Source organism: Bacteroidota bacterium (assembly GCA_016706865.1).
Classification (GTDB): Bacteria; Bacteroidota; Bacteroidia; order Chitinophagales; family BACL12; genus UBA7236.
Genome location: JADJIS010000003.1, coordinates 2,277,575 through 2,300,356, shown reverse-complemented (window position 1 = coordinate 2,300,356; position 22,782 = coordinate 2,277,575). Strand labels below are relative to the sequence as shown.

The following is a 22,782-nucleotide window of genomic DNA, read 5'->3' as shown; positions in this document are numbered from 1 at the left end:
TAAAAAAATTTGTTGCTTTCTATTTTTTTATATCTTTATAAAAAAAATGTTATGAAAAATTCCATTATTACCCTATCCTTCGTGTTATTTTCACCTGTTTTCAGCCAGGCACAAAACATTGTTACTATTGAAAAAGGTGATACTAAATATCAAGTGCTTGATCTCACGGCTAATGAAAAAATTCAATGGGGAGGATATGATGAGATAGGTTTGCCGGCAAAAAGTGAAAAGGATGGAGCGCTCAATTCAAAGGCAATATTGTTGGCAGTTGGTGATAATTCGGGATATGAGGGAAGAGATTACGCCGCTAAAGTGTGTGATAACAGCATTGCAGGAGGTTTTGATAATTGGTATCTGCCTGCTAAAAATGAGGCGGAATTAATATACCTTAATATTGATAAATTCGGATGGTCTGGTAGCATGACCTTATGGACATCCACCGAAGCTTCCGGTACTCAGGCGGTTTCGTTATATACCTACAACGGTACCTGGTACGATGTGCAGAAAGTAGATTATTATAATATGGTTTGTGTTCGCAAAATGGAATAATAATTTCATTCTTTTATGAATGAAACGGTAGAATTAAATTCCTTGCCAATTACTTGTATAAAGTAGGTTCCATTCGCATAATCATTAATTTGTAATGTATAATTGAGTATTTGGAGATTTTCCAATGTCAATATTTTTCTCCCCTTAATATCATATAATATTATCGAATTAATTAATTCATTATTCGATATATTAATATTAATTAATTCTGAAGCCGGATTAGGTTGAATTATAATATTATTTTTTGGGGATGTAAGATCAGGTTGTACTGAAGTTAATTCATCCAACCTATAGCGACTGAAAAAATACCATATTTCTTTACATGCATTTATGTCGAGATTGGTTACTCCAAGAAAAGTAAGCGCTGTTCCCGGCCAGGTATGTCCGCCATCAATAATTTTATATAATTCCACATTGATATTCTTATTACAACCACCATAAACAAAATGTTCTGCAGTACAGGAATCGGAAGGAACTATGTCCTCTATAGCAGTAAATTCAGCAGCCTCATCACAATTATTAAAATTGGTCCAGTAATCAATTACAGATTCTACAGGTATAAAATCAGGATTTCCTTCATAAGGTACCACATCATCTGCTGTACCATGTATTTGCATCACAGGCATGGGATGTTGTGGATCACAAGCCGGTAATCTGTCTTCATCTATACTTCCGGCAACACTTGCGATGGCTGCAATTTTATTACTTAATTCACATGCAAGGGCATGACTCATAAATCCACCATTACTCATTCCGGTGCTGTAAATACGATTTGCATCAACATTATAATTTGCAGAAATACTGTCAATAAGATCACTTAAAAATGCAACATCATCCACTCCAATTCCTTTTTCAGTAAAACAATTCCAATAACGATTGCCAATTCCATCCAAAGTTCCATTTGGCAATACAATTAAAAAATTTGCCGTATCTGCAATCACCCGAAAATTTGCATAAAGATCTTGTCCAAAAGCATCGCTGGTGTAACCATGTAAATTCAAAACCAACGGAACTGGTTCAGATCCATCGTAGGCTGTGGGGATATATAAACGATAATTCCGCTCCAGCCCTCCACTTTCTATGGTATCTATTATCGTGATCTGCCCAAACGACGGCAGTAAAAATAAAAAAGAGAGGTTTAATACTATTATCTTAAAACGCATATTTACTTTATTGGGCACTAAAGATAAGGCCTTTTATCAGTAAAACACCTTCTTAAAATAATGGTTCAGTGGCTTTATTTAAGATTTTTCTTTATCACCACCCATTTATGGTTTAACACTTATCAGCAATTTTGATACACTTATCATAACAATTTGTTTTTAGCGGGGTTTTGGCACCTGTTTAACAGAAACTTATTTCCAACAGATTATTTTTATGTCACATTTCATTTTCTGTTTTTCGAGTATGAAAAGTTCTGCTATTTCCATGTTCAATTTAACCCCCAACTTAATTTAACATGAAAATCACCACACACAGCCTTAGGTCATGTAAAAAATAAACTCCTTTTTTAAGGGTTTATTTTTTATTGTTGGGGTTGATAGAATTTAGGTCCAGTCACAGTCACAGTCGCAGGTCTTCGCGAGCAAGATTTTGCTTCGAAATTAAGTTTCTACATCGCTTTGAATGAGTAATGAGTAATGAGTAATGAGTAATGAGTTGGTCAACCTAAAAATTATCGTTCGTTTTATAACCTATGGGTAAGTAGTGAATGGTCAGTAGTGAGTTAACCCAGAACTCAGAACTCAGAACCCAGAACTCAGAACTGAAACATGTAGTGATCGACGCAGGAGATCTACTACATGTCAGAACCCCGAACTGAAACATGCAGTGATCGACGCAGCGGCTGTTCAAATTCTCAATTCTCAATTCTCAATTGTCAATTATCAATTATCAATTGTCAATTGTCAATTATCTTTACATCTTACTACAAAATAAATCATGTCGAACGCATTTTTTCACGTCCCAAAGGCACTTAATGAACCGGTAAAAAGTTACGCTCCCGGCACTACTGAGCGAAAATTATTAAAAGAAGCAATCACCGAACTTAAGTCCAGAACGGTTGATATTCCTATGTTTATCGATGGAAAAGAGGTGAGAACCGGTAAAACGATCGCTATCCATCCGCCACATGAATTAGCGCATACACTGGGTGTATATCATAAAGGAGATGAAAGTCACGTAAAAATGGCTATAGATGCTGCCTTAAAAGCAAAGCTTCAGTGGGAAAATACGCCCTGGGAGCAAAGAGCTGCCATTTTTTTAAAGGCTGCCGACCTTCTTACAGGACCCTACAGATATAAAATGAATGCAGCAACAATGCTTGCTCAAAGCAAAAATTGTTTTCAGGCGGAAATTGATGCTGCCTGTGAGTTGATCGACTTTTGGAGATTTAATGTAGAGTTCATGACCAAGGTGTATACTGACCAACCGGAAAGTGGTGCCGGGATGTGGAATCGTATGGAACACAGGGCTTTGGAAGGATTTGTTTTTGCCTTAACACCCTTCAATTTTACCAGTATTGGAGGTAATTTGCCCACTGCTCCGGCAATGATGGGAAATACAGTAGTTTGGAAAACATCTAACACCCAGATCTATTCCGCATGGGTTATTATGGAAATTTTACGGGAAGCCGGATTGCCTGATGGAGTGATAAATCTTGTACATGTGAGTGGTACTGAAGCCGGAAAGGTAATTTTTTCGCATCCGGATTTTGCCGGAATACATTTTACAGGATCAACTTCGGTTTTTAGAACGATATGGACCACTATTGGCGAAAATATAGCACTGTATAAAACCTACCCTCGAATTGTGGGAGAAACCGGCGGTAAAGATTTTATAATTGCTCATAAAAGTGCACATCCAAACGCACTTGCAACAGCAATGAGTCGCGGTGCATTTGAGTTTCAAGGGCAAAAATGTTCGGCGGCCAGTAGAGCCTATATTCCTTCAAACCTCTGGCCTGAAGTAAAAAAATACGTGCAGGCAGACCTCGCAAGTATGAAAATGGGAGTTATTGACGACTTCTCTAATTTTATAAATGCTGTTATTGACGAAAAAGCATTTGACACCATCTCCGGCTATATAACTAAAGCAAAGGAGGATGGTTTGGAGATTGTTGCGGGTGGAAATTTTGATAAATCAAAAGGATATTTTATTGAACCTACGGTAATACTTGCAAAAGATGCAAAATACCGAAGCATGTGCGAGGAGATTTTTGGACCGGTGCTTACTGTTTATGTATACGATGAGAATAAATGGGAAGAAACGCTCGATATTGTGAACACCACCTCGCCTTACGCCTTAACAGGAGCAATTTTTTCTCAGGACAGGTATGAAATTATTACCGCGACAAACAAATTGCGTCACGCAGCCGGTAATTTTTACATAAATGATAAACCAACGGGAGCTGTAGTAGGACAACAGCCATTTGGCGGCGCTCGTGCCTCAGGAACCAATGATAAAGCAGGTTCCATCCTCAATCTGTTGCGTTGGGTATCTCCGAGATCTATAAAAGAGACCTTTAATCCACCAACTGATTACCGATATCCGTTTTTAATTGAAGAATAAATTTCTATTTTTGGATGATGATTAAACGAAGTGAGTTGAGATCTGCACTTTTGGTAGTATTGTTTATGTCTTTCGTATTTGTTTCGAAAGCCCAGCTTTGGATTACCGGAGATGATTCCTACAATATAATCGAAGACTATGAAGGAGCTGTTTTTGATGTGAAGTCAAATGATATAAATCTTACACTGGAATCTGACATTTATATTTTTATTTCTATTCCGCCTGTTCACGGATTGGCAACAATTGATGATGCGAATGATTGGATCATATACACGCCAAATGCAAATTACGCGGGTGATGATATTTTTGAATATACCATTTGTGCCGATACCGATCCCGACGAATGCGGAACTGCATTCGTAAATATAGAAATTGATTCAGTGGATGATGCACCTATTGCAGTTAACGATTTTGTAAATACCTATATCAATACCCCATTCAATATTGAATTATTGTTGAATGATATTGATGTGGATGAGCAAGGGTTGGAATTTGAAATACTGGATGACGCTTTTCCGGGTACTACCACCATTTTACCTTTTTTTCCGGAGATTGGGGAGTACATTTATTATGAACCCGCTTTTAATTTTGTTGGGGAAGATTCGCTTATTTATCGCGTATGTAAATTAGGCTCTGAAATTTATTGTGATACTGCTACAGTTTATATTAATGTGCTTACCACCAATTTTAATAAACCAGTTGCGGTAAACGATACCTTTAATATTTTAATTGATATACCTTCTGATTTTAATGTATTGGCGAACGATTTCGATGGTGATGGCGACGGTTTGACCATTACAGAATTGATCACTCCCGGAATTACCGGAGTTGCAGAAATATCAGCATCAAATACAATTAATTATAGTTCTTCTGTAGAAACTGTTGATGATTTTGCTTATGTGGTTTGCGATGATAATATTCCAGCTCTTTGTGATACAGCATTTGTTCATGTAGTTGTATCCGAAACGGTAATAATTGATGATCTTGTTTTTGTTCCAAATTCCTTTTCACCAAATGGAGATGGAATTAATGATGTATTGGATATTGTCGGTATTGAAAATTATCCTAAATACAATATTAAAATATATGATAGATGGAGTAGTTTGGTTTTTGAAACAAGTAACGACGTAAAAATGTGGAATGGTAAATCAAACACGGAATTTGTTTCCACATCAGGCGACGTTCCGGAAGGAACCTATTTTTATGTATTGCGGCTTGAAGAAGCAGTAGATCCATTCACCGGTTTTATAGTAATAAAGAGATGAAAAGAAAAGGTTTATTGTATATTCTGATATTGTTTACATTGCCCGGTTATGTATTTACACAAAATCTGCCGCTTTACGAGCAATATCATTTTAATCAATTGGTGTTTAATCCCGCTTATGCAGGTAGTAAAGGTGCGTTTGAAACAAACTTTTTTGTTCATAGGCATTCCGTTAATATTACAGGAGCTCCTTCCACCGAATCCTTTTCTGCACATCTGCCGGTTGCAAATGATAAAGTTGGATTAGGAATAAAATTTTATCACGATAAAATTGGTGTAACCAACTCAAGTTCAGTGGGATTGGATTATGCCTATCGTGCACATATAAATAATAAATTGGTTGTTGCAATCGGATTGGAGGCTTCACTTACCAATTACTCAATAAATTATCAGGAATTGGATGCTTTTAATGATGGCGATCCTGCCTTCGACGGTAAAGTGGATACTTATATTAAACCAAATTTTGGTGCCGGCGTATATCTGCACAGCGATAAATTTTATCTCGGATTTTCATCCCCAACATTACTCACAAGTAATGATGAATCTGCAACAGCAAGCGATTCTACTTATGACGATGCATTTGACCAGACCTCCAATATTTTTGCAACTGCAGGAGTGCTAATTAAAATTACAGATAATTTTTCAGTAAAACCTGATGCCCTTTTTAAAATGAGCAGCAATATTCCATCTCAACTGGATATTAACCTCAATTTAATTTTTTATAATTCACTCATGATAGGTGGAGGGTATAGAACAAATAACAGCTTTAATTTTGTTGCACAATATATGTTCTCCTCCGACAATATATTACAAAAACACGACGCAGGATTAGGTTATTCTTACAACACCTTAACTACGGATGATGTAGCTTTTTTAAGTCCTACACACGAAGTATTCCTTATATATCGTTTTCATAAAAATAATACCTTCATTAAAAACCCAAGGTTTTTCTGAAATAATAACTTATGTATAAATTAAAAATAGTTTTGGTGCTTTTTAGTTTGATAACAATACAAATTGTTGTTGCACAGGAAGATTATATAAAACGTGCCGATAAATTGTATGAAAATAAAGTTTACAGCGAGGCGTCAAAAATCTATCTTGCATATTTACAACAAAGTTATAATTATGATATAAACTATAAATTGGCTGAGTGTTACAGGAATATGAACATGAATATGGAAGCTGAATTTTGGTATGAAGTTATCGTAAATCAAAGTACTGCTGACGCCACGATTATATATAACTATGCTAACCTTTTAAAGAGTAATGGCAAATACAGATCAGCAAAAACCTGGTTTTTAAAATATGGTGCTTATGAGGATGAAGGATTTTATCTCGCATCTACCTGCGATTGGGCTTTGGCAAATGAAGGAAAACCTGCAACTTATATTCTTGACTCTATTGGAATAAATACAACAGGTTCTGAAATGACCCCAACCTTTTTTAAAAGAGGAATAATTTTTTCCGGCAGCGGGGGAAATGAAATTAACTATAACACCGGATTGCCATTTTATGATCTATATTTCAGTGAAATGAAAAATGATACGATATGGTCGGTAGTTAAATTAAATGCTGCAATAAACAGCGATCTGCATGAGGCTTCTCCATGTTATGACCCGGTTGACGAAACACTTTATTTTACAAGAAATAACCACAATAAAAACAGAACCATTACTTCCAAAGATGATGAAGTAAAACTCGAAATGTTTTATTCGAATTATATTGACAATAAATTTTTGGCACCAAAACCAATGTCGTTTAATTCAAAGTCTTATTCGGTTGGACATGCTGCACTTTCACCTGATGGTTCTATTTTAATTTTTTCTTCCGATAAACCGGGAGGATATGGTGGAGTTGATCTTTATTTCGTAACCAAAAAAGGTAATGGATGGAGCGGCGCAAAAAATATGGGACCGGTTGTGAATACTTCGGGTGATGAATTATTCCCTTATATGGATCCTGAAGGAAACTTATACTTTTCCAGCAATTGGTTACCAGGCTTCGGAGGTTTGGATGTTTTTAAAACACATCGGGAAGGTGAACATTGGTCGGTTCCTGTTAATGCGGGAAAACCTTTAAACTCCTCATTCGACGACTTCGGATTTATAATAAAAAATGGGAGAGGGTATTTGACTTCCAACAGGCCGGGAGGGGTGGGAAGTGATGATATTTATGGCGTAACAGAAGCTTTACCCATTACCCAAATTTATATTTACGATACAAACCTTAAACCAATTACCAAGGCGCTGATCACATTTGTGGAAAGTCCTAAAACACAACCAATATGCGAAACTGATGCAAATGGAAGTTGTGATATTTCTGCCTTGACAGGCTCAAATATGTCGATCAGAATTTCTAAAGAAGGGTTTTTAGATAAGGTGGTAAATAATCTTGGAAGCCTTAGGTCCAGTAATGGAATTTTACCTGTGGAACTGCAACCGCTTTTGGGAAATATTGAAAATACTCCCACTCCCGATTCAGAAAATATCACCCAAAAGATTGACAATTAATTTCTATCAGAATCGAATAGATATCAATTTTTTTTCGTTAAATTACTGAATATATCTATTTAAATTTTTTTTAATGTCGGATAAGAATAAACCTATTATATTAGTTACCAACGATGATGGCATCCATGCACCGGGAATTCGTGCATTAATTGAAGCGGTAAAACCTCTTGGGCAGGTAGTTGTTGTTGCACCTGATAAACCTCAAAGCGGAATGGGACACGCAATTACCCTGAATGATCCTTTGCGGTTAAAAAAAGTGGATATTTTCGGAGATATTGAAGCTTATTCCTGCAGTGGAACTCCAGTTGATTGTGTTAAACTTGCTAAGGATAAAATTTTGCATAAAAAACCGGAGCTCTGTGTTTCAGGAATTAATCACGGTTCAAATTCTTCGATAAATATAATTTATTCAGGTACAATGAGTGCTGCTGTGGAAGCAAGTATAGAAGGAATTCCCGCGGTTGGTTTTTCATTGTTGAATTTTGCTCAGGATGCTGATTTTAGCGGCGCTGCAAAATATGCAAACATCATTGCACAGCAAATACTCACTTTCGGTTTGCCAAACGCTACACTATTAAATGTAAATATTCCCGATCTGCCGGCAGCTGAATTATTGGGAATAAAAATTTGCCGACAAGCGGTTGCCAAATGGGAAGAAGAATACGATGAAAGATTTGATCCTATCGGTAGAAAATATTATTGGCTTACAGGAAAATTTGTGAATTACGACAAAGGTGAAGATACCGATGAATGGGCGCTTTCAAATGGTTTTGTTTCGGTGGTTCCGGTGCAATTTGATCTTACAGCACATCACGCGATCAGCTTTTTTAATAATACCTGGAAATTGGATGAACCCTCTGAAAACAAAGACCATATATTTATTGATACCTCCGATAAAATTCACGATCTAGGATAAGACTATGAGTAAATTACAGGAAGATAATATTTTTGTGGGCATGTTGGTTTCAACATTTTTTACAGTTACTGTATTTTATGCCTTTTATACTTTGAATAATAATCTTATTGGAAATATAACGATAAACGGAAGAGCGTTTGAGGGCGTAACAGAAAGATTTATTGCCACACTCGCCGTATTTTTTAATATAATTCCATTTGTTATTTATATACGCGTAAGAAAAGATAATTGTTTACGTGGTGTAGGAATAGTAACAGTTTTATTTGCAATTTTTATGTTGGTGTATTATTATGTATTGCATAATTCTAATTTATTTGCTTAATTGATGGTGATATGCGATATTATATAATTGCCGGTGAAGCCTCAGGTGATCTGCATGCATCAAATCTTATTGAGGAGATCCGTTTGTTGGATAAAAATGCAGAATTTCGAGGGTTTGGAGGAGATAAAATGAAGGAGCAGGGTGTTCATCTCTTCAAACATTATAAAGAAACTGCATACATGGGTTTTATTGAAGTAGCTCTCCACTTGCGGGCTATCTTAAATAATATTGAACTCTGTAAAAAAGATATTACTGCATTTCAACCCGATTGTGTGATATTGGTGGATTATCCCGGATTTAATTTGCGTATTGCCCCATTTGCAAAAAAAGTGGGATTTAAAGTATTGTATTATATTTCTCCGCAATTATGGGCCTGGAAAAGTTCACGTGCGGAAATATTAAAAAAATATGTAGATAAACTCTATGTAATTCTTCCCTTCGAAAAAGAATTTTATAAAAAATTTAACTACGAAGTGGAATATGTAGGTCATCCGCTTTTGGATGAAATTTCCGATAAAATTAAAGACCCTTTATTTTATAAAAAAATGCACTTACTTTTGATCCGATAATTGCAGTTTTATCAGGCAGCAGAAAACAGGAGATCGCTGTAAAATTGCCCATCATGTTATCGATGGCAAAACATTTTCCAAAATTTCAATTTGTTGTAGCATGTGCTCCGGGAATAGATAAAAATTTTTACACACAATTTGTACGGGAGCACAATGTACATTATCTGTTAAACCAAACGTACGATATTTTGCAACACAGTGAGGCTGCATTAGTAACCTCAGGAACGGCAACCTTGGAAACGGCATTGTTTAATGTGCCACAAATAGTGTGTTACAAAGGCTCCGTAATTTCTTACGCCATTGCAAAACAACTTATTAAAGTGAAATATATATCGCTGGTGAATTTAATTGCGGGTAAGGCAGTAGTCCCTGAATTAATTCAATTTAAATTAAACGAAAAAAACCTGCGTATTCATTTTGAAAGATTGGTTTATAATGATGAATACAGATCGACCATGCGCGAAGAGTATCAAATTTTAAAAGACAAACTCGGCAACGCCGGCGCCTCCGAAAGAACTGCCAAATTAATTTATCAATTTCTCCAATCACAAGTTGATATTAATACTTTATCTTTGCCCAAAACGGGGGTATAGCTCAGTTGGCTAGAGTACTTGCATGGCATGCAAGGGGTCGTGAGTTCGAGTCTCACTATCTCCACCGTAAAGCAGAAAAACCGTCGTGAAGTGAACTCCGTTCTACTTCACGACGGTTTTTCTGCTTTACGGTGTCCTGAAGCGAACGACCGCAGGGAGTTCTGCTTTAGGACTGAACGCAGATTTCAAATCAGAGTTATTTAAATTTAGAATTTTAATTAATAGTAATTAATTTTAAAGTGTTTAACCCCTTAAAGTTATGTGCATGCCCTTGCCTTTTTGTGTTTATATTCTTTTCAGTGAAAAAGATAAATTATTGTACACAGGATATACCTCCAACATTGAACAGCGAATTATTAATCACAATAACGGTGGAGCAATTAGTACCCGAAATAGAACTCCGTTAAAATTAATTTTTTGTGAATTTTATTTATTTGAAGAAGATGCCAGAAAGAGAGAAAAATATTTTAAAACAACCATGGGGAAAAAAACTATTAAACTTATGCTTGCGAATTCTCTTTTAAAGATGGGATACAAAAGCTTGGGTGTTCAAATATCGGATGATGAAACTTGATTTAGGGATTTTTTCTAAGCTCCCCCACCTTGAAACCAACAAGTAAAACCCACAATCTCCCTAAAAAACAGGCACTTTTAAAAACTTTGTTCTACTTTCACCAATATGACTCCAATCTCTCAAATCAAATACAAAGGCCACTCCATAGATATTCTGCGTTTGGATCTTGCATTCCCCGAAATACAGGGAAATAAGCATTTCAAGTTGAAATACAATCTGGAAGAAGCAAAAAGATCATCTATTGATACACTACTCACATTTGGCGGAGCATTTTCCAACCATATTCACGCAACAGCTGTCGCAGGAAAAAAATATCAATTTAAAACTATAGGTATTATTAGGGGTGAGGATGATATAAAAAATCCCACCCTGCAATTTATACGCAATGAAGGCATGGAATTATTATTTGTTTCCCGTGAACAATATAAAAATAAATACGACAAACAATTTCTGCAAACCCTCGAAGAAAAATACGGTCAATTTTATTTAATCCCTGAAGGTGGAACAAATCATTTAGCAGTAAAAGGCTGTTCAGAAATATTAACTGGACTTGAAAATAAATTCGATCAAATTTTCTGTGCATCCGGCACAGGTGGAACACTTGCAGGATTAATTTCCACCCCTGATTTAAAATCAAAGATCACAGGGATCTCTGTTCTAAAAGGAAAAGATATTTTAACGGATAATATTAAAACGCTACTCCAAAATAATAACAATTCGAATAATGTAGAATGGAATATAAATACAGATTACCATTTCGGCGGATATGCCAAATACGACCCAACATTATTAAAATTCATTAAACAATTTGAAAACAATTACACCATCAAACTCGACCCAATTTACACTGCAAAAACTTGTTACGCAGTTTTTGATTTAATTGACAAACAATTAATACCCTCCACCGAAAAAATTTGCATCATTCATACAGGTGGATTACAAGGTTGGATGGGATGGAATTATCGGTTTGCCAGGTGAGTTGTTTTTGTAGACCCTTTTTTTGCAAAAAAATACAAACATCCCGCCTCCGGATGTTTGTATTTTACGAAGTAAAATAGCGCCAGCCTCGGGCTGGTGCAACATTCAACGAAGCGTCCGCTTCCCAGGAAACGGGAAGTAATTTTAGTTGGAATGATAGAGTAATTTCCTATTGAATATTTTTTTTGCCACAAAGGCTCAAAGGGCGCAAAGTTTCGCGAAGAAATATATTTTGGAATGTTAATTTAATTTTTATTACATATTTTTTTTGCCACAAAGGCTCAAAGAGCGCAAAGTTTCGCGAAGAAATATATTTTGGAATGTTATTTTAATTTCTATTACATATTTTTTTTTCCCACCAAGGCACAAAGATTCTATGTTCACGAAGAATATTTCGAAAAATAAAAGATATATATTTTCCATGTCACATTAATTTATCATTTAGAAAATAAAATATAATTTTAAGTAAAAGTAATCCTATGTCCATTTCCCTTGTCCTTTATCAAGTCCTGTGTCCCGTGTCCTGTATCCCGTGTCCTGTATCCCGTGTCCCGCTTTTTGCTTAACTTTACCACAAAATAAACTACAATGGATTTCATCAATAATTACATTGAAACAAATAAGGATCGTTTGTTGGAAGAGTTGCTAACTCTGTTACGCATACCAAGCGTAAGCGCCGACCCAAAATATAAAGAAGACGTGGCGCGATGTGCTGAAGCAGTTGCCGAAAGTTTGCGAAAAGCCGGTGCCGATAATGTGGAAGTTTGCCCTACTGCCGGTCACCCGATCGTTTTCGGACAAAAAATAATTGATCCCTCAAAACCCACTGTTTTGTGTTACGGACATTATGATGTTCAACCTGCCGATCCTGTTTCACTTTGGGATTCACCACCATTTGAACCGGTAATTAAAGATGGAAATATTTATGCTCGCGGCGCTTGTGATGATAAAGGTCAGGTTTACATGCACGTAAAAGCATTTGAAGCAATGATGCAGAATAATGCCTTGCCTTGTAATATTAAATTTATTATAGAAGGAGAGGAGGAAGTTGGTTCTGCACATTTAGGAGGATTTATTTCAGAAAATAAAGAAAAATTAAAATGTGATGTGATATTAATTTCCGATACTTCCATTATTGCAAACGATGTTCCGAGCATAACTGTTGGTTTACGTGGATTGAGTTATATGGAAGTGGAAGTAACAGGCCCGAATCGCGATCTGCATTCCGGGGTTTATGGTGGCAGTGTTGCAAATCCTATTAATACTTTATGTGATATGATCTCTTCATTAATTGATAAGGACGGTCATATTACTGTGAAAGGATTTTATGATGATGTGGAAATTGTTTCCGAAGCAGAAAGAAAAGAAATGAGCAAAACTCCTTTCGATCTCGAAGAATATAAAAAAGATCTCGGTGTAAATGAAGTGAAGGGAGAAAAAGATTATACATCACTGGAACGCGTTTCTATACGTCCAACATTAGATGTGAACGGAATTTGGGGAGGATATACCGGTGAAGGAAGTAAAACAGTTTTACCTTCCAAAGCCTTCGCAAAAATTTCGATGCGATTGGTTCCTAATCAGGAATCACATAAAATTGCAGACCTTTTTGAAGCACATTTTAAAGCTATTGCACCCGATTATGTAAAAGTTAAAGTAACACATCATCACGGCGGTGAACCTGTTGTGGTTCCGATGGATTTTCCGGCATTACAGGCAAGTGCAAAAGCAATGGAAAAAACTTTTGGTAAAAAACCAATTCCAACTCGCGAGGGAGGAAGTATTCCAATTGTTGCTTTATTCGAAAAGGTATTAGGAGCAAAAAGTATTTTAATGGGATTTGGATTAAATAGTGATAATATTCACTCACCAAATGAAAAATACGGTTTATTCAATTATTATAAAGGAATAGAAACTCTGCCCTGGTTTTTTAAATATTATTCGGAGATGGAGTAATAATTTAATTGCCACAAATGCATGAATATTTTATCGGTGCATTTGTGGCAATTTTTATCCGTAATATGTAGTAAAAGAAAGCCACTAATTCACGAATAAACAGCCAGAATTTTGCCGGCGCAAAAAACAAGGTGAATAAAAGACTTTAATTACGAAGTTTATTAATTTGGTATAACCAATTCCTGTCCAACCTTTATCATATTCGGGTCGTTCAGTTTATCTCTGTTGGCTTCAAATATTTTCATATAACTATTTGCATCACCATAAGCGCTTTTTCGGTTATTTTAATATCAGCTACCAGATCCGTAGGATTTTCTCCGCCATCTTTTTTAATTGCATCCCATAATCTGTCCTTTTCCCAATTGATACTGCGTAAGTACCACCAATTTTTAATTTGCCATTTTCTTCAGTTACATAACCATCTTTGATCTGTAACTTCTCGCCAAGTGCAAGAGCGTTTTTATATTTATCTTTTAATGTCATAATTTTCGAAATATAATAAATATTTTGTTTAAATCCAATTAATCACACAAATTAATTTCAACGCACCAAGATCTCTCCGCTCATTTCAGGCGGAATTATCAATCCCATAATGTTTAATAGGGTAGGAGCAATATCACCCAGCTTTCCATCTTTTATTGAAGTAAATCTTTTATCATTGGAAATATAAAATACCGGAACAGGATTTGTGGAATGTTGTGTATTCGGGGAACCATCTTCATTTATTTCATTATCAGAATTCCCGTGATCTGCTGTAAGTATCACATTGTAATTATTATTTAATGCAGCTTCCACAACTTCCCCAACACAGACATCAACTGCTTCACACGCTTTTACCGCTGCGGAAAAAACACCGGTATGTCCAACCATATCAGCATTGGCGAAATTGAGACAAATAAAATCCGCCGACTTATTATTCAACTCTGCAACTATTGCATCTTTTACAAGATAAGCACTCATTTCCGGTTGAAGATCGTATGTTGCAACTTTAGGTGATGGTATCATGATCCTGCTTTCACCTTCAAATTCTTTTTCTCTTCCTCCGCTAAAGAAAAAAGTAACATGCGGATATTTTTCTGTTTCGGCAATCCTTATCTGTGTCAATTTATTATCCTCAATTATTTCTCCCATCGTTTTGGTAATATCTTGTTTTTCAAATAACACACCAATATTTGTCCAGCTGTGATCATACATCGACATAGTAATATAATACAGATCTTTTTTAAACATTTCAAATTCCGGAAAGTCATGTTGTGTTAATACGGAAGTAATTTGTCTGCATCTATCAGTTCTGAAATTAAATACGATCACAACATCTCCTGCAATAATTTTTGTTATTGGTTCATTATTATCATCCACACAAACAATGGGTTTTATAAATTCATCCGTAACATCTGCCTTATAATTATCCTCCAGACTTTTTGCCGGATCTTTAGTGGGAGTGCCGATACCGTTTATTAAAAGATCATAGGCAAGTTTGATCCGTTCCCAGCGTTTATCTCTGTCCATTGCAAAATATCTCCCACAAACACTTGCAATTTTTCCACCGGTAATTTTTAAAGTGGATTCCAATTTATTAATGAAACCACTGCCGCTTTTAGGATCACAATCGCGCCCATCCGTAAATGCATGAATAAAAACTTTATCCATGTTCGCATTTTTTTCTTTTAATATTTCACATAGACCAATAAGATGATTTATATGCGAATGCACACCACCATCACTCACCAAACCCATTAAATGAATATTTTTATTATAAGTATTCGCATAGGTAATTGCATTCAATAACACTTGATTTTGAGCAAGAACACCATTCTTTATATCCTTGGAAATTCTTTGTAATTCCTGATACACAATTCTTCCCGCTCCTAAATTAAGATGTCCAACTTCACTGTTTCCCATTTGTCCTTCCGGTAATCCAACAAATTCGCCATCCGTTCTCAATTCAGCGTTTGGGTATTTTTTGTAATAACTATTTACATTCGGAGTATTCGCCTGAGCAATAGCAGAAGCCGCAGCATTTTTACCATGTCCCCACCCATCCATGATGATGAGCATAGCACGTTTATTTGGTTCCATTACTGCAAAGATAAGGGGATTGGACAAAGGACACAGGATGCAGGACACAGGACATAAATGAAAATTTCACTTCAATTTTATTAATAAATTCAATTTCATCCAATATTTTTTATTTTTTTTTCTCCCAAATCATCGTCATCAGCGCCTGTTCGTCCACTGGCGGGTTCTCCCTCTTTTTTCCACCCTTTTTTTGCCAAGGTCAAAAAAGGAGAGAGGAGAAAGGAGAGAGGAGTTTAAATTTCTTACGAAATTTTGTTGTCCTATGTCCTTTTCCCTTGTCCTATTTCAAGTCCTATGTCCTTTGTCCTATTTCCTACTTCCTATTTCCTACTTCCTATTTCCCTCTCCCTTGTCCTACGTCCAGTCCTATGTCCTATGTCCTTTATCCTATGTCCCCCGCCGGATTGTTAAACTTTTCTTAATTTTGGTATGGTTTTAGCAAATTCAGTGCATTGACCAAACAATACAGCCATGATAAAATTTAAATTTAAAAAAGCATCTATTCTTCTGTTGGCATTGCCACTTATGATATTTGCAACAGCAACAGGCGATCTGGATAATATTTCTGCCGCTATTAAAGCCGGAAATTCAAAAGCCTTAGCTGAATATTTCGACAATACTGTTGAAGTTAAGATCGCCAATAAAGAAGGTGCATACAGTAAAAGCCAGGCAGAAGCGATCGTAAAAGACTTTTTTGCTAAAAATCCACCTAAAACATTCAAATTTATTCACGATGGACCATCAGGTGGTAATAATGCCCATTATGCCATTGGCTCACTGGGAACAGATAAGGGTAAATTCAGGACTTATGTTTACCTGAAAAAAGTGGGTGATAAATTCGTGATCCAGGAATTAAGTTTCGAAAATGAGTAGTGTTGAGATATGGGATATGCTCGATATTATTGACGAGGCCCTGATAGAAGACATACAAGAAGGTGACCATACCACATTGGCCACCATTGATCATGAAGCCACAGGTACTGCGAAACTTTTGGTAAAACAACCAGGAATAATTGCAGGTGTCGAATTAGCAGAACAGATTTTAAAACATGTCAACCCCGAACTCGAGGTTGACATTGTTATTCCCGACGGTGCCAAGGTGGAACCGGGAGATATTGCTTTTACTGTTTTTGGTAGAGTACAGGCTCTTTTAGTTGCCGAGCGCACCATGCTCAATTTTATGCAACGAATGAGTGGTATTGCAACAAAGACCAACACTTTTGTGCAAAAGCGACATACCAATGCCAAGATCCTGGATACCAGAAAAACTACCCCGGGCTTGCGGAACTTTGAGAAATGGGCGGTAAGAATTGGTGGGGGACATAATCATCGTATGGGTTTATACGATATGATCATGATCAAGGATAACCATATTGATTTTTGTGGAGGTATTGAGAATGCTATCACTAAAGTTCGACAATATCTTCAGGACAATGAACTTGAACTAAAAATAGAAGTGGAAACCCGCAATATAGAAGAGGTTTGGCAGGTGCTTAGAACCGGTGGAGTGGATCGTATTATGCTGGATAATTTTGCTGTTAACAATATGAAGGAAGCCGTAGAAGCAATTTCCGGGCAATTTGAAACGGAAGCCTCCGGGGGCATCAACATAGATACAGTGCTCAATTATGCTGAAACCGGAGTTGATTTTATTTCCATAGGTGAACTTACACATTCGGTGAACAGTCTTGACCTTAGTTTTAAGGCAGTTATGGACTAAAATATCCTGGAAACTACTGTTAATAGTTGTTATGGAGGTTCGAATTACCGTTATTTTCATCTAACGCCTCAATTATTTATTACCTTTGTATAAATTCTTTAAACTTTGAGGGAGCAACTTTTTCATATACAGGTTTTGTTAAAAAGGCTTGGCATCCTGTTACTGCTCTATTCGGTTTGCCGTGTACTGTTTTTTATCTTTAATAAAGATCTTTTCCCGCATATTCCGCCGGGTGATTTTCTGCAGATCATGTTTCATGGTATGCGGTTCGATATTTCCTCCATTATTTATGTGAATTTTATTTTTATTCTGATGCATATTTTGCCTAGCCCTTGGTTTGACAAAAATTGGTATCAGCGAATTCTCAGAATTTTGTTTTATGTATTTAATGGGATAGCATTGATGTTGGAAGCCTGCGACTTTATATATTACAGATATGGTTTAAAACGAACATCCACACATGAACTTGGATTAACCAGTGATACTAATATTTTACCTCAGGTAATTCAGGATTATTGGATAGTATTTGTGATCGCATTTTTATTAGTGGCTGCAATTGAATATTTATATCGCAAAACCGATCTGCACCGCGCTAAAAAATTAAAATTTACACTGCCAAGATTAATTCATTATCCCTATCAACTTGTATTTATGTTGGTGATCTTGGTTTTTTCTGTAATTGGAGCACGTGGTGGCATTCAGGCTAAACCATTATCACCGAACTCCGCCTCTTTATATGTAACGGATAGTCGTTTAACGTCTCTCATTATTAATACACCTTTTTCCGTAATTTATGCTTTCGGTCATAGACAATTACAAGAGCCAAAGTATTTTGAGGAAGAAGAACTTAAAAGAAAATTTTCACCTTTTCACGAGAATGCAAATTTTTATCAATGGCCTGATTCCATACAAAAGCCGGATCAACCTGAAAATGTTTGTGTAATTGTTCTCGAAAGTTTTTCCAAAGAATACATTGGATATTTTAATGGTGGAAACGGATACACTCCATTTCTTGATAGTTTATTAACACAAGGTTTATGTTTTACCAATGCGTTTTCCAACGGAAAATCATCCAACCAGGGAATAGTTGCAATTACAAGCGGAATTCCGGTATTAATGGAAGAACCATTTGTTTCTTCAGTTTATCAAAATAATCAGATTGAAGGAATAGGTACTATTTTAAAAGGAGTCGGTTATTCATCTGCTTTTTTTCATGGGGCAAACAATGGTTCCATGCAATTTGACCGATTAATGGCGCAAGCCGGTATTGAACATTATTATGGTAGAAATGAATATGGTAATGATGCCGATTTTGATGGTAATTGGGGGATTTTTGATGAACCTTTTTTGAAGTGGACCGCTAACGAAATGAGTACTTTGAAACCACCATTTTACAGCCAGATATTTACCATTTCATCCCATCATCCTTTCACAGTACCACCACAACATAAAGGCCAATTTAAGAAAGGTGTTATACCTATGTTGGAAGTTGTTGGATATGCAGATTATGCTCTTAAACAATTTTTCGCAGAAGCAAAAAAACAACCCTGGTATAATAATACCTTATTTATTTTAACTGCAGATCATCCCGGACCACCACTTCCTGAACATGAATTTTATCAGGAACAAGTTGGATCGCATTCAACATGGATGTTGATTTATAAACCAAACGGACAATTTCAAGGAGTTAACGACAAGGTTACGCAACAAACCGATATACCTGCAACAGTTTTAGATTATATCGGTTATACGGGTAAATTCATGGCATACGGAAAATCTGTTTTCGATACTACAGAAGCGCGTTTTGTGTATAATTATCACTCTTCTGATTATATGATAATAACGGATGATTTCGCCTTACAATTTGATGGGTCAAAATCAATTGGATTATATCAGTATAAAATGGATAGTTCGTTAAATGATAATCTGATATTTGAATATCCGAATATCACTGCAACAATGGAAGAAAAATTAAAAGCAATTATTCAAACCCACCACGAAGCGATGGTTAGGAATAAATTGATGCCGGAGTGAAAAAAAATATTTTATTTATTGTTAACCCTGTTGCGGGAGTAAAAAGAAAGGATAAGATCCCTCCGCTCATAAATAAATATCTCGATCATAATAAATTTAATTACGAAGTAATTTATACAGAAAGCCGCGGTCACGCTACAGAAATTGCGCGACAGGCAGTGCTTGATAAATTTGACGTAGTTGCTGTTGCAGGTGGAGATGGTAGCGTAAATGAAGTTGCAACGGGTTTACTGGGAAGTGAAACTGCACTGGCAATTATTCCCAGTGGTTCCGGAAACGGACTTGCAAGGCATCTCGGATATTCCATAAATATCAGATCAACTTTGGAGATTATTAATGAGTTTCAATTAAAGAAAATTGATGTTTGTAAAGTGAATGAGGCGTATTTTTTTAGCCTGATCGGAATTGGATTTGATGCATTCGTTGCAAAAGTTTTCAGCAAAGAGGAAACAAGAGGTTTTTTAACTTATTTCTGGAGCGCCATTAAAAGTATTTCCTCTTTCGAACCCTTTGAATATTCATTCAATTCAGAAGAAAGATCATTTAAAGGCAAAGCTTTTATGATGAATTTGTGTAATTCAAATCAATATGGATACAATGTAAAAGTTGCGCCCTTCGCAAGTTTGAACGATGGTTTAATGGATATTGTTTTGGTGGATAATATTCCAAAATGGAAAGTACCCTTTGCTGTGATACAGGTTTTTACCGGAACTCATTTGAAAAGTAAACATTTTACTACCTTCAAAACAAAGGAAGTATTAATTGAATCTCCAAATTATATTTATTTACAAATAGACGGTGAAACAGTGCCAAAAGATAAATCGTTTAAGGTAAGTATTATTCCGGAGGGATTAAATGTATTGGTAAATTCAAAAAAATAATTATTCGAATGGCAAAAAAGAACAACGATAAGTTCGGTTTTGTTTTTTCTACAGATCCGGATTTTAAATTTGAAAAAGATAAAGAAAAACAAAATACACTTCCGCCTCAACAACAAGATCTAAGGGTGTGGTTGGAAAAAAATCACCGGGGAGGTAAAACTGTCTGTGTAATTAAAAATTTTATAGGATCCGATGAAGACCTCGAAAAACTCGGAAAGGAATTAAAAACAAAATGCGGCACAGGTGGCTCCGTTAAAGATGGTGAAATAATTATTCAAGGCGATCAACGTAAAAAATTGGGTGAGATATTAACTAAACTTGGATATAAATATAAGTTAGCAGGTGGGTAATTAATGAAAGAATTAAGGAATGAAAGAATGAATACCCTCGACCTCACAGGTTTGGGAAACCTGTGAGGTCGAGGGGTAAAAGATTTATAAAAAAAGGTGGAAGGATATTTAATCGCTTCCACCTTTTATATTTAGTTTGATCTCAATTTATTTTTGAATCACAAGTTGATCGGTATATTGGATCATATCATTGTAAACTCTCACCAAATAAATTCCCGCAGATAAATTTTGCAGATTTAAATTTATTGATTCTCCTTTTAAAATGATATCGAATTGTTCATTATACACAATTTCTCCTGTCATATTTAAGATATTACAAGTATACTTCCCTGATTCAGGTAAAATAATTGTTGACGTATTTGTGGCAGGGTTTGGATAAAGCAACATTTCCGCATTTGTAAGTTCAGCTATTTCCTCTCTGCATACTGCAGTTGTGAAATTCTGAACTGCAGAGAATGCTGATACAAGATCAACTCCAACAGTATCACAAATTGTTCTTATCTGCCACACATAATTTTTATTGCACTGCAGATTTTTTAGATTTAATTTGTTATTGATGCCGGGTACAAATTTTTTCTTCCAAACTGCTGCGGTAGATTTTTTGTACCACACTTCGTATTGAAATGCACCTGGAACTATGGTCCAGTTTAATCTTGCTTTTGTTGTTGTAATATTATTTGTAAACAGACCAATAGGAGTATCGCAGGTAACTATTGGATCTTGAGTGAAGTGCGCTGTTGTTATTCCGCCAACAACATAAATACTATAATCATTTCCAAAAACAAAACCGTTTGCATAACCACCTGAACAATGTGCAACCCAATCGCTGCTTCCATCGGCATTTACTTTACAAACTGCCATTTCAAATAATGTTCCCGCTGCAAAATATGCATTATTTGCAGGATCCAATTTCATTATTGCGTGCAGCAGCAAATTAAATCCGGCACCGTCGGCGTCTAAATTTTCCCAAATTATATTTCCAAGTTGGTCGTATTTGATCATGGCAACACCCGGTGATCCACCATTTGGAAATCCGGCAACTATCGGGTTGTTGTCATTTCCAACTTCCACTTTTGTTCCGGCTATACCGTTTATTTCATCCCATACAACCGTTCCCGCAGGTGATAATTTTGTGATGACACTTCCTGCATCAACAACTACATATTCACCATTTATTATATAAGTATTACCGAATGCGTCTCCTGCTGCATCACCAACAGTTAGACTCAACACTCCGGCAAAACTCCATAATTCATTTCCATCAAGATCTATTTTGGCATATCCGTTTACGCTGCCAATTATTCCTCTTGCTGAAATTAATAATTTATTGTCGGGTGTGAATTTAAAATTTTGAGGTGCACCAATTCCCGCTACATTAAAATAATTCCATACTGTAGATCCATCGGGTGCAAATTTTTTAACCTTGGTTACCAAACCTGCACCGTTGTTGCCTAATCCCAGAACATAAATATTATTATCCGCATCAATAAGGCATTTTTTTGTATAGGAACCTTCAAAGGCAGATTCGTAAACAACACGCCACAATAATACTCCGGATGGATTAAACTTCATGATCACACTTGCTGCATTTACAGGTGAAGCAAATCCTGAACGAATTGTTCCTGTAACAATAATATTGTTATCATTATCTGTTTCCACCCAGGTTGCAACTTCATGTCTCGTGATGTCAGTATTATCGAAGGAAGTTACCCATTGAAAATTTCCATCTGCATCAAGTTTAGTAAGTGAAATATCGCCTGCGGGATTATAATCCCAGTTTACAGTATATACATTATCGGTGGCGTCTGTGGCGATAGCAACACCTCCTGTAAATTCCAACCAATCAAGTGTTACTTGCGTTGTGCCGATGATCGGTATAAAAAATAGAAATAAAAGAAAGGTTTTCATAATTGT

Annotated in this window: 20 protein-coding genes, 1 tRNA gene and 1 pseudogene; 17 read left to right on the top strand and 5 right to left on the bottom strand. The window is 36.0% G+C overall.

Annotation, left to right across the window (positions count from 1 at the left end; translation table 11 throughout):
- Positions 1 to 51 precede the first annotated feature (51 nt).
- A complete protein-coding gene (locus IPI31_19105) occupies positions 52 to 549 on the top strand; it encodes a hypothetical protein (protein ID MBK7569928.1) in 498 nt (165 codons plus the stop codon).
- Between the two features lie 5 nt (positions 550 to 554).
- Here IPI31_19105 and IPI31_19100 read toward each other — a convergent pair whose 3' ends face one another.
- A complete protein-coding gene (locus IPI31_19100) occupies positions 555 to 1,712 on the bottom strand; it encodes a T9SS type A sorting domain-containing protein (GenBank protein MBK7569927.1) in 1,158 nt (385 codons plus the stop codon).
- Positions 1,713 to 2,490: 778 nt separating this feature from the next.
- On the opposite strand from IPI31_19100, the gene pruA reads away from it, so the two are divergent.
- The 11 genes and pseudogenes from pruA to IPI31_19045 all read left to right on the top strand — a co-directional run bounded on the left by pruA (position 2,491) and on the right by IPI31_19045 (position 13,804).
- A complete protein-coding gene (gene pruA / locus IPI31_19095) occupies positions 2,491 to 4,119 on the top strand; it encodes an L-glutamate gamma-semialdehyde dehydrogenase (GenBank protein ID MBK7569926.1) in 1,629 nt (542 codons plus the stop codon).
- Positions 4,120 to 4,133: 14 nt separating this feature from the next.
- Positions 4,134 to 5,384: a gliding motility-associated C-terminal domain-containing protein gene (locus IPI31_19090; protein MBK7569925.1), complete on the top strand. Its 1,251-nt coding sequence runs from the start codon at positions 4,134 to 4,136 to the stop codon at positions 5,382 to 5,384.
- Positions 5,381 to 6,337, top strand: coding sequence for a PorP/SprF family type IX secretion system membrane protein (locus IPI31_19085; protein MBK7569924.1), 957 nt, complete (start codon positions 5,381 to 5,383; stop codon positions 6,335 to 6,337). The genes IPI31_19090 and IPI31_19085 overlap by 4 nt, the downstream gene beginning before the upstream one ends.
- An 11-nt stretch (positions 6,338 to 6,348) precedes the next feature.
- On the top strand, positions 6,349 to 7,896 hold the full coding sequence (locus IPI31_19080) for a PD40 domain-containing protein (protein ID MBK7569923.1): 1,548 nt from the start codon (positions 6,349 to 6,351) through the stop codon (positions 7,894 to 7,896).
- A 73-nt stretch (positions 7,897 to 7,969) separates the two neighbouring features.
- On the top strand, positions 7,970 to 8,812 hold the full coding sequence (gene surE, locus IPI31_19075; protein MBK7569922.1) for a 5'/3'-nucleotidase SurE: 843 nt from the start codon (positions 7,970 to 7,972) through the stop codon (positions 8,810 to 8,812).
- A gap of 4 nt (positions 8,813 to 8,816) precedes the next feature.
- A complete protein-coding gene (locus IPI31_19070; GenBank protein MBK7569921.1) occupies positions 8,817 to 9,134 on the top strand; it encodes a hypothetical protein in 318 nt (105 codons plus the stop codon).
- An 11-nt stretch (positions 9,135 to 9,145) separates the two neighbouring features.
- A pseudogene (gene lpxB / locus IPI31_19065) lies at positions 9,146 to 10,296 on the top strand (lipid-A-disaccharide synthase).
- Positions 10,287 to 10,360, top strand: a tRNA-Ala gene (locus IPI31_19060). The pseudogene lpxB and the gene IPI31_19060 overlap by 10 nt, the downstream one beginning before the upstream one ends.
- Positions 10,361 to 10,561: 201 nt before the next feature.
- Entirely contained in the window at positions 10,562 to 10,870 is a 309-nt protein-coding gene (locus IPI31_19055; protein ID MBK7569920.1) for a GIY-YIG nuclease family protein, read from the top strand.
- A gap of 105 nt (positions 10,871 to 10,975) precedes the next feature.
- Positions 10,976 to 11,848 carry a 1-aminocyclopropane-1-carboxylate deaminase/D-cysteine desulfhydrase gene (locus IPI31_19050; protein MBK7569919.1) on the top strand — a complete coding sequence of 291 codons (873 nt, stop codon included), beginning with the start codon at positions 10,976 to 10,978 and terminating at the stop codon, positions 11,846 to 11,848.
- Between the two features lie 588 nt (positions 11,849 to 12,436).
- On the top strand, positions 12,437 to 13,804 hold the full coding sequence (locus IPI31_19045; GenBank protein ID MBK7569918.1) for a dipeptidase: 1,368 nt from the start codon (positions 12,437 to 12,439) through the stop codon (positions 13,802 to 13,804).
- Positions 13,805 to 13,965: 161 nt separating this feature from the next.
- Here the strand turns inward: IPI31_19045 and IPI31_19040 are convergent, their stop codons facing one another.
- Genes IPI31_19040 through IPI31_19030 form a run of 3 tightly spaced genes read right to left on the bottom strand, consistent with a single transcriptional unit; the run spans position 13,966 to position 15,883 of the window.
- On the bottom strand, positions 13,966 to 14,049 hold the full coding sequence (locus IPI31_19040; GenBank protein ID MBK7569917.1) for a LysM peptidoglycan-binding domain-containing protein: 84 nt from the start codon (positions 14,047 to 14,049) through the stop codon (positions 13,966 to 13,968).
- A 49-nt stretch (positions 14,050 to 14,098) separates the two neighbouring features.
- Positions 14,099 to 14,287: a hypothetical protein gene (locus IPI31_19035; protein ID MBK7569916.1), complete on the bottom strand. Its 189-nt coding sequence runs from the start codon at positions 14,285 to 14,287 to the stop codon at positions 14,099 to 14,101.
- 57 nt (positions 14,288 to 14,344) lie between these two features.
- A complete protein-coding gene (locus tag IPI31_19030) occupies positions 14,345 to 15,883 on the bottom strand; it encodes a 2,3-bisphosphoglycerate-independent phosphoglycerate mutase (GenBank protein MBK7569915.1) in 1,539 nt (512 codons plus the stop codon).
- Between the two features lie 471 nt (positions 15,884 to 16,354).
- Here IPI31_19030 and IPI31_19025 point away from each other — a divergent pair, with 471 nt between their 5' ends.
- The 5 genes from IPI31_19025 to IPI31_19005 all read left to right on the top strand — a co-directional run bounded on the left by IPI31_19025 (position 16,355) and on the right by IPI31_19005 (position 20,868).
- Positions 16,355 to 16,756 carry a DUF4783 domain-containing protein gene (locus IPI31_19025; GenBank protein ID MBK7569914.1) on the top strand — a complete coding sequence of 134 codons (402 nt, stop codon included), beginning with the start codon at positions 16,355 to 16,357 and terminating at the stop codon, positions 16,754 to 16,756.
- Positions 16,749 to 17,603 (top strand): carboxylating nicotinate-nucleotide diphosphorylase, encoded by an 855-nt coding sequence (nadC, locus tag IPI31_19020; GenBank protein MBK7569913.1) that lies wholly within the window; start codon positions 16,749 to 16,751, stop codon positions 17,601 to 17,603. Before IPI31_19025 ends, nadC begins: the two co-directional genes overlap by 8 nt.
- Before the next feature lie 105 nt (positions 17,604 to 17,708).
- Entirely contained in the window at positions 17,709 to 19,637 is a 1,929-nt protein-coding gene (locus tag IPI31_19015; GenBank protein MBK7569912.1) for an LTA synthase family protein, read from the top strand.
- Positions 19,634 to 20,518: a diacylglycerol kinase family lipid kinase gene (locus IPI31_19010; protein ID MBK7569911.1), complete on the top strand. Its 885-nt coding sequence runs from the start codon at positions 19,634 to 19,636 to the stop codon at positions 20,516 to 20,518. The genes IPI31_19015 and IPI31_19010 overlap by 4 nt, the downstream gene beginning before the upstream one ends.
- Before the next feature lie 8 nt (positions 20,519 to 20,526).
- Positions 20,527 to 20,868: a translation initiation factor gene (locus tag IPI31_19005; protein MBK7569910.1), complete on the top strand. Its 342-nt coding sequence runs from the start codon at positions 20,527 to 20,529 to the stop codon at positions 20,866 to 20,868.
- Between the two features lie 147 nt (positions 20,869 to 21,015).
- On the opposite strand, the gene IPI31_19000 is transcribed toward IPI31_19005, so the two are convergent.
- Positions 21,016 to 22,776 carry a T9SS type A sorting domain-containing protein gene (locus tag IPI31_19000; protein MBK7569909.1) on the bottom strand — a complete coding sequence of 587 codons (1,761 nt, stop codon included), beginning with the start codon at positions 22,774 to 22,776 and terminating at the stop codon, positions 21,016 to 21,018.
- Positions 22,777 to 22,782: the final 6 nt, after the last annotated feature.

Coding starts and splice junctions, on each gene's coding strand:
- IPI31_19040 (MBK7569917.1), bottom strand. CDS start 14,049: ATGAAAATATTTGAAGCCAACAGAGATAAACTGAACGACCCGAATATG.
- pruA (MBK7569926.1), top strand. CDS start 2,491: ATGTCGAACGCATTTTTTCACGTCCCAAAGGCACTTAATGAACCGGTA.
- IPI31_19050 (MBK7569919.1), top strand. CDS start 10,976: ATGACTCCAATCTCTCAAATCAAATACAAAGGCCACTCCATAGATATT.
- surE (MBK7569922.1), top strand. CDS start 7,970: ATGTCGGATAAGAATAAACCTATTATATTAGTTACCAACGATGATGGC.
- IPI31_19045 (MBK7569918.1), top strand. CDS start 12,437: ATGGATTTCATCAATAATTACATTGAAACAAATAAGGATCGTTTGTTG.
- IPI31_19100 (MBK7569927.1), bottom strand. CDS start 1,712: ATGCGTTTTAAGATAATAGTATTAAACCTCTCTTTTTTATTTTTACTG.
- IPI31_19000 (MBK7569909.1), bottom strand. CDS start 22,776: ATGAAAACCTTTCTTTTATTTCTATTTTTTATACCGATCATCGGCACA.
- IPI31_19005 (MBK7569910.1), top strand. CDS start 20,527: ATGGCAAAAAAGAACAACGATAAGTTCGGTTTTGTTTTTTCTACAGAT.
- IPI31_19035 (MBK7569916.1), bottom strand. CDS start 14,287: ATGACATTAAAAGATAAATATAAAAACGCTCTTGCACTTGGCGAGAAG.
- IPI31_19055 (MBK7569920.1), top strand. CDS start 10,562: ATGCCCTTGCCTTTTTGTGTTTATATTCTTTTCAGTGAAAAAGATAAA.
- nadC (MBK7569913.1), top strand. CDS start 16,749: ATGAGTAGTGTTGAGATATGGGATATGCTCGATATTATTGACGAGGCC.
- IPI31_19105 (MBK7569928.1), top strand. CDS start 52: ATGAAAAATTCCATTATTACCCTATCCTTCGTGTTATTTTCACCTGTT.
- IPI31_19085 (MBK7569924.1), top strand. CDS start 5,381: ATGAAAAGAAAAGGTTTATTGTATATTCTGATATTGTTTACATTGCCC.
- IPI31_19025 (MBK7569914.1), top strand. CDS start 16,355: ATGATAAAATTTAAATTTAAAAAAGCATCTATTCTTCTGTTGGCATTG.
- IPI31_19070 (MBK7569921.1), top strand. CDS start 8,817: ATGAGTAAATTACAGGAAGATAATATTTTTGTGGGCATGTTGGTTTCA.
- IPI31_19090 (MBK7569925.1), top strand. CDS start 4,134: ATGATGATTAAACGAAGTGAGTTGAGATCTGCACTTTTGGTAGTATTG.
- IPI31_19030 (MBK7569915.1), bottom strand. CDS start 15,883: ATGGAACCAAATAAACGTGCTATGCTCATCATCATGGATGGGTGGGGA.
- IPI31_19080 (MBK7569923.1), top strand. CDS start 6,349: ATGTATAAATTAAAAATAGTTTTGGTGCTTTTTAGTTTGATAACAATA.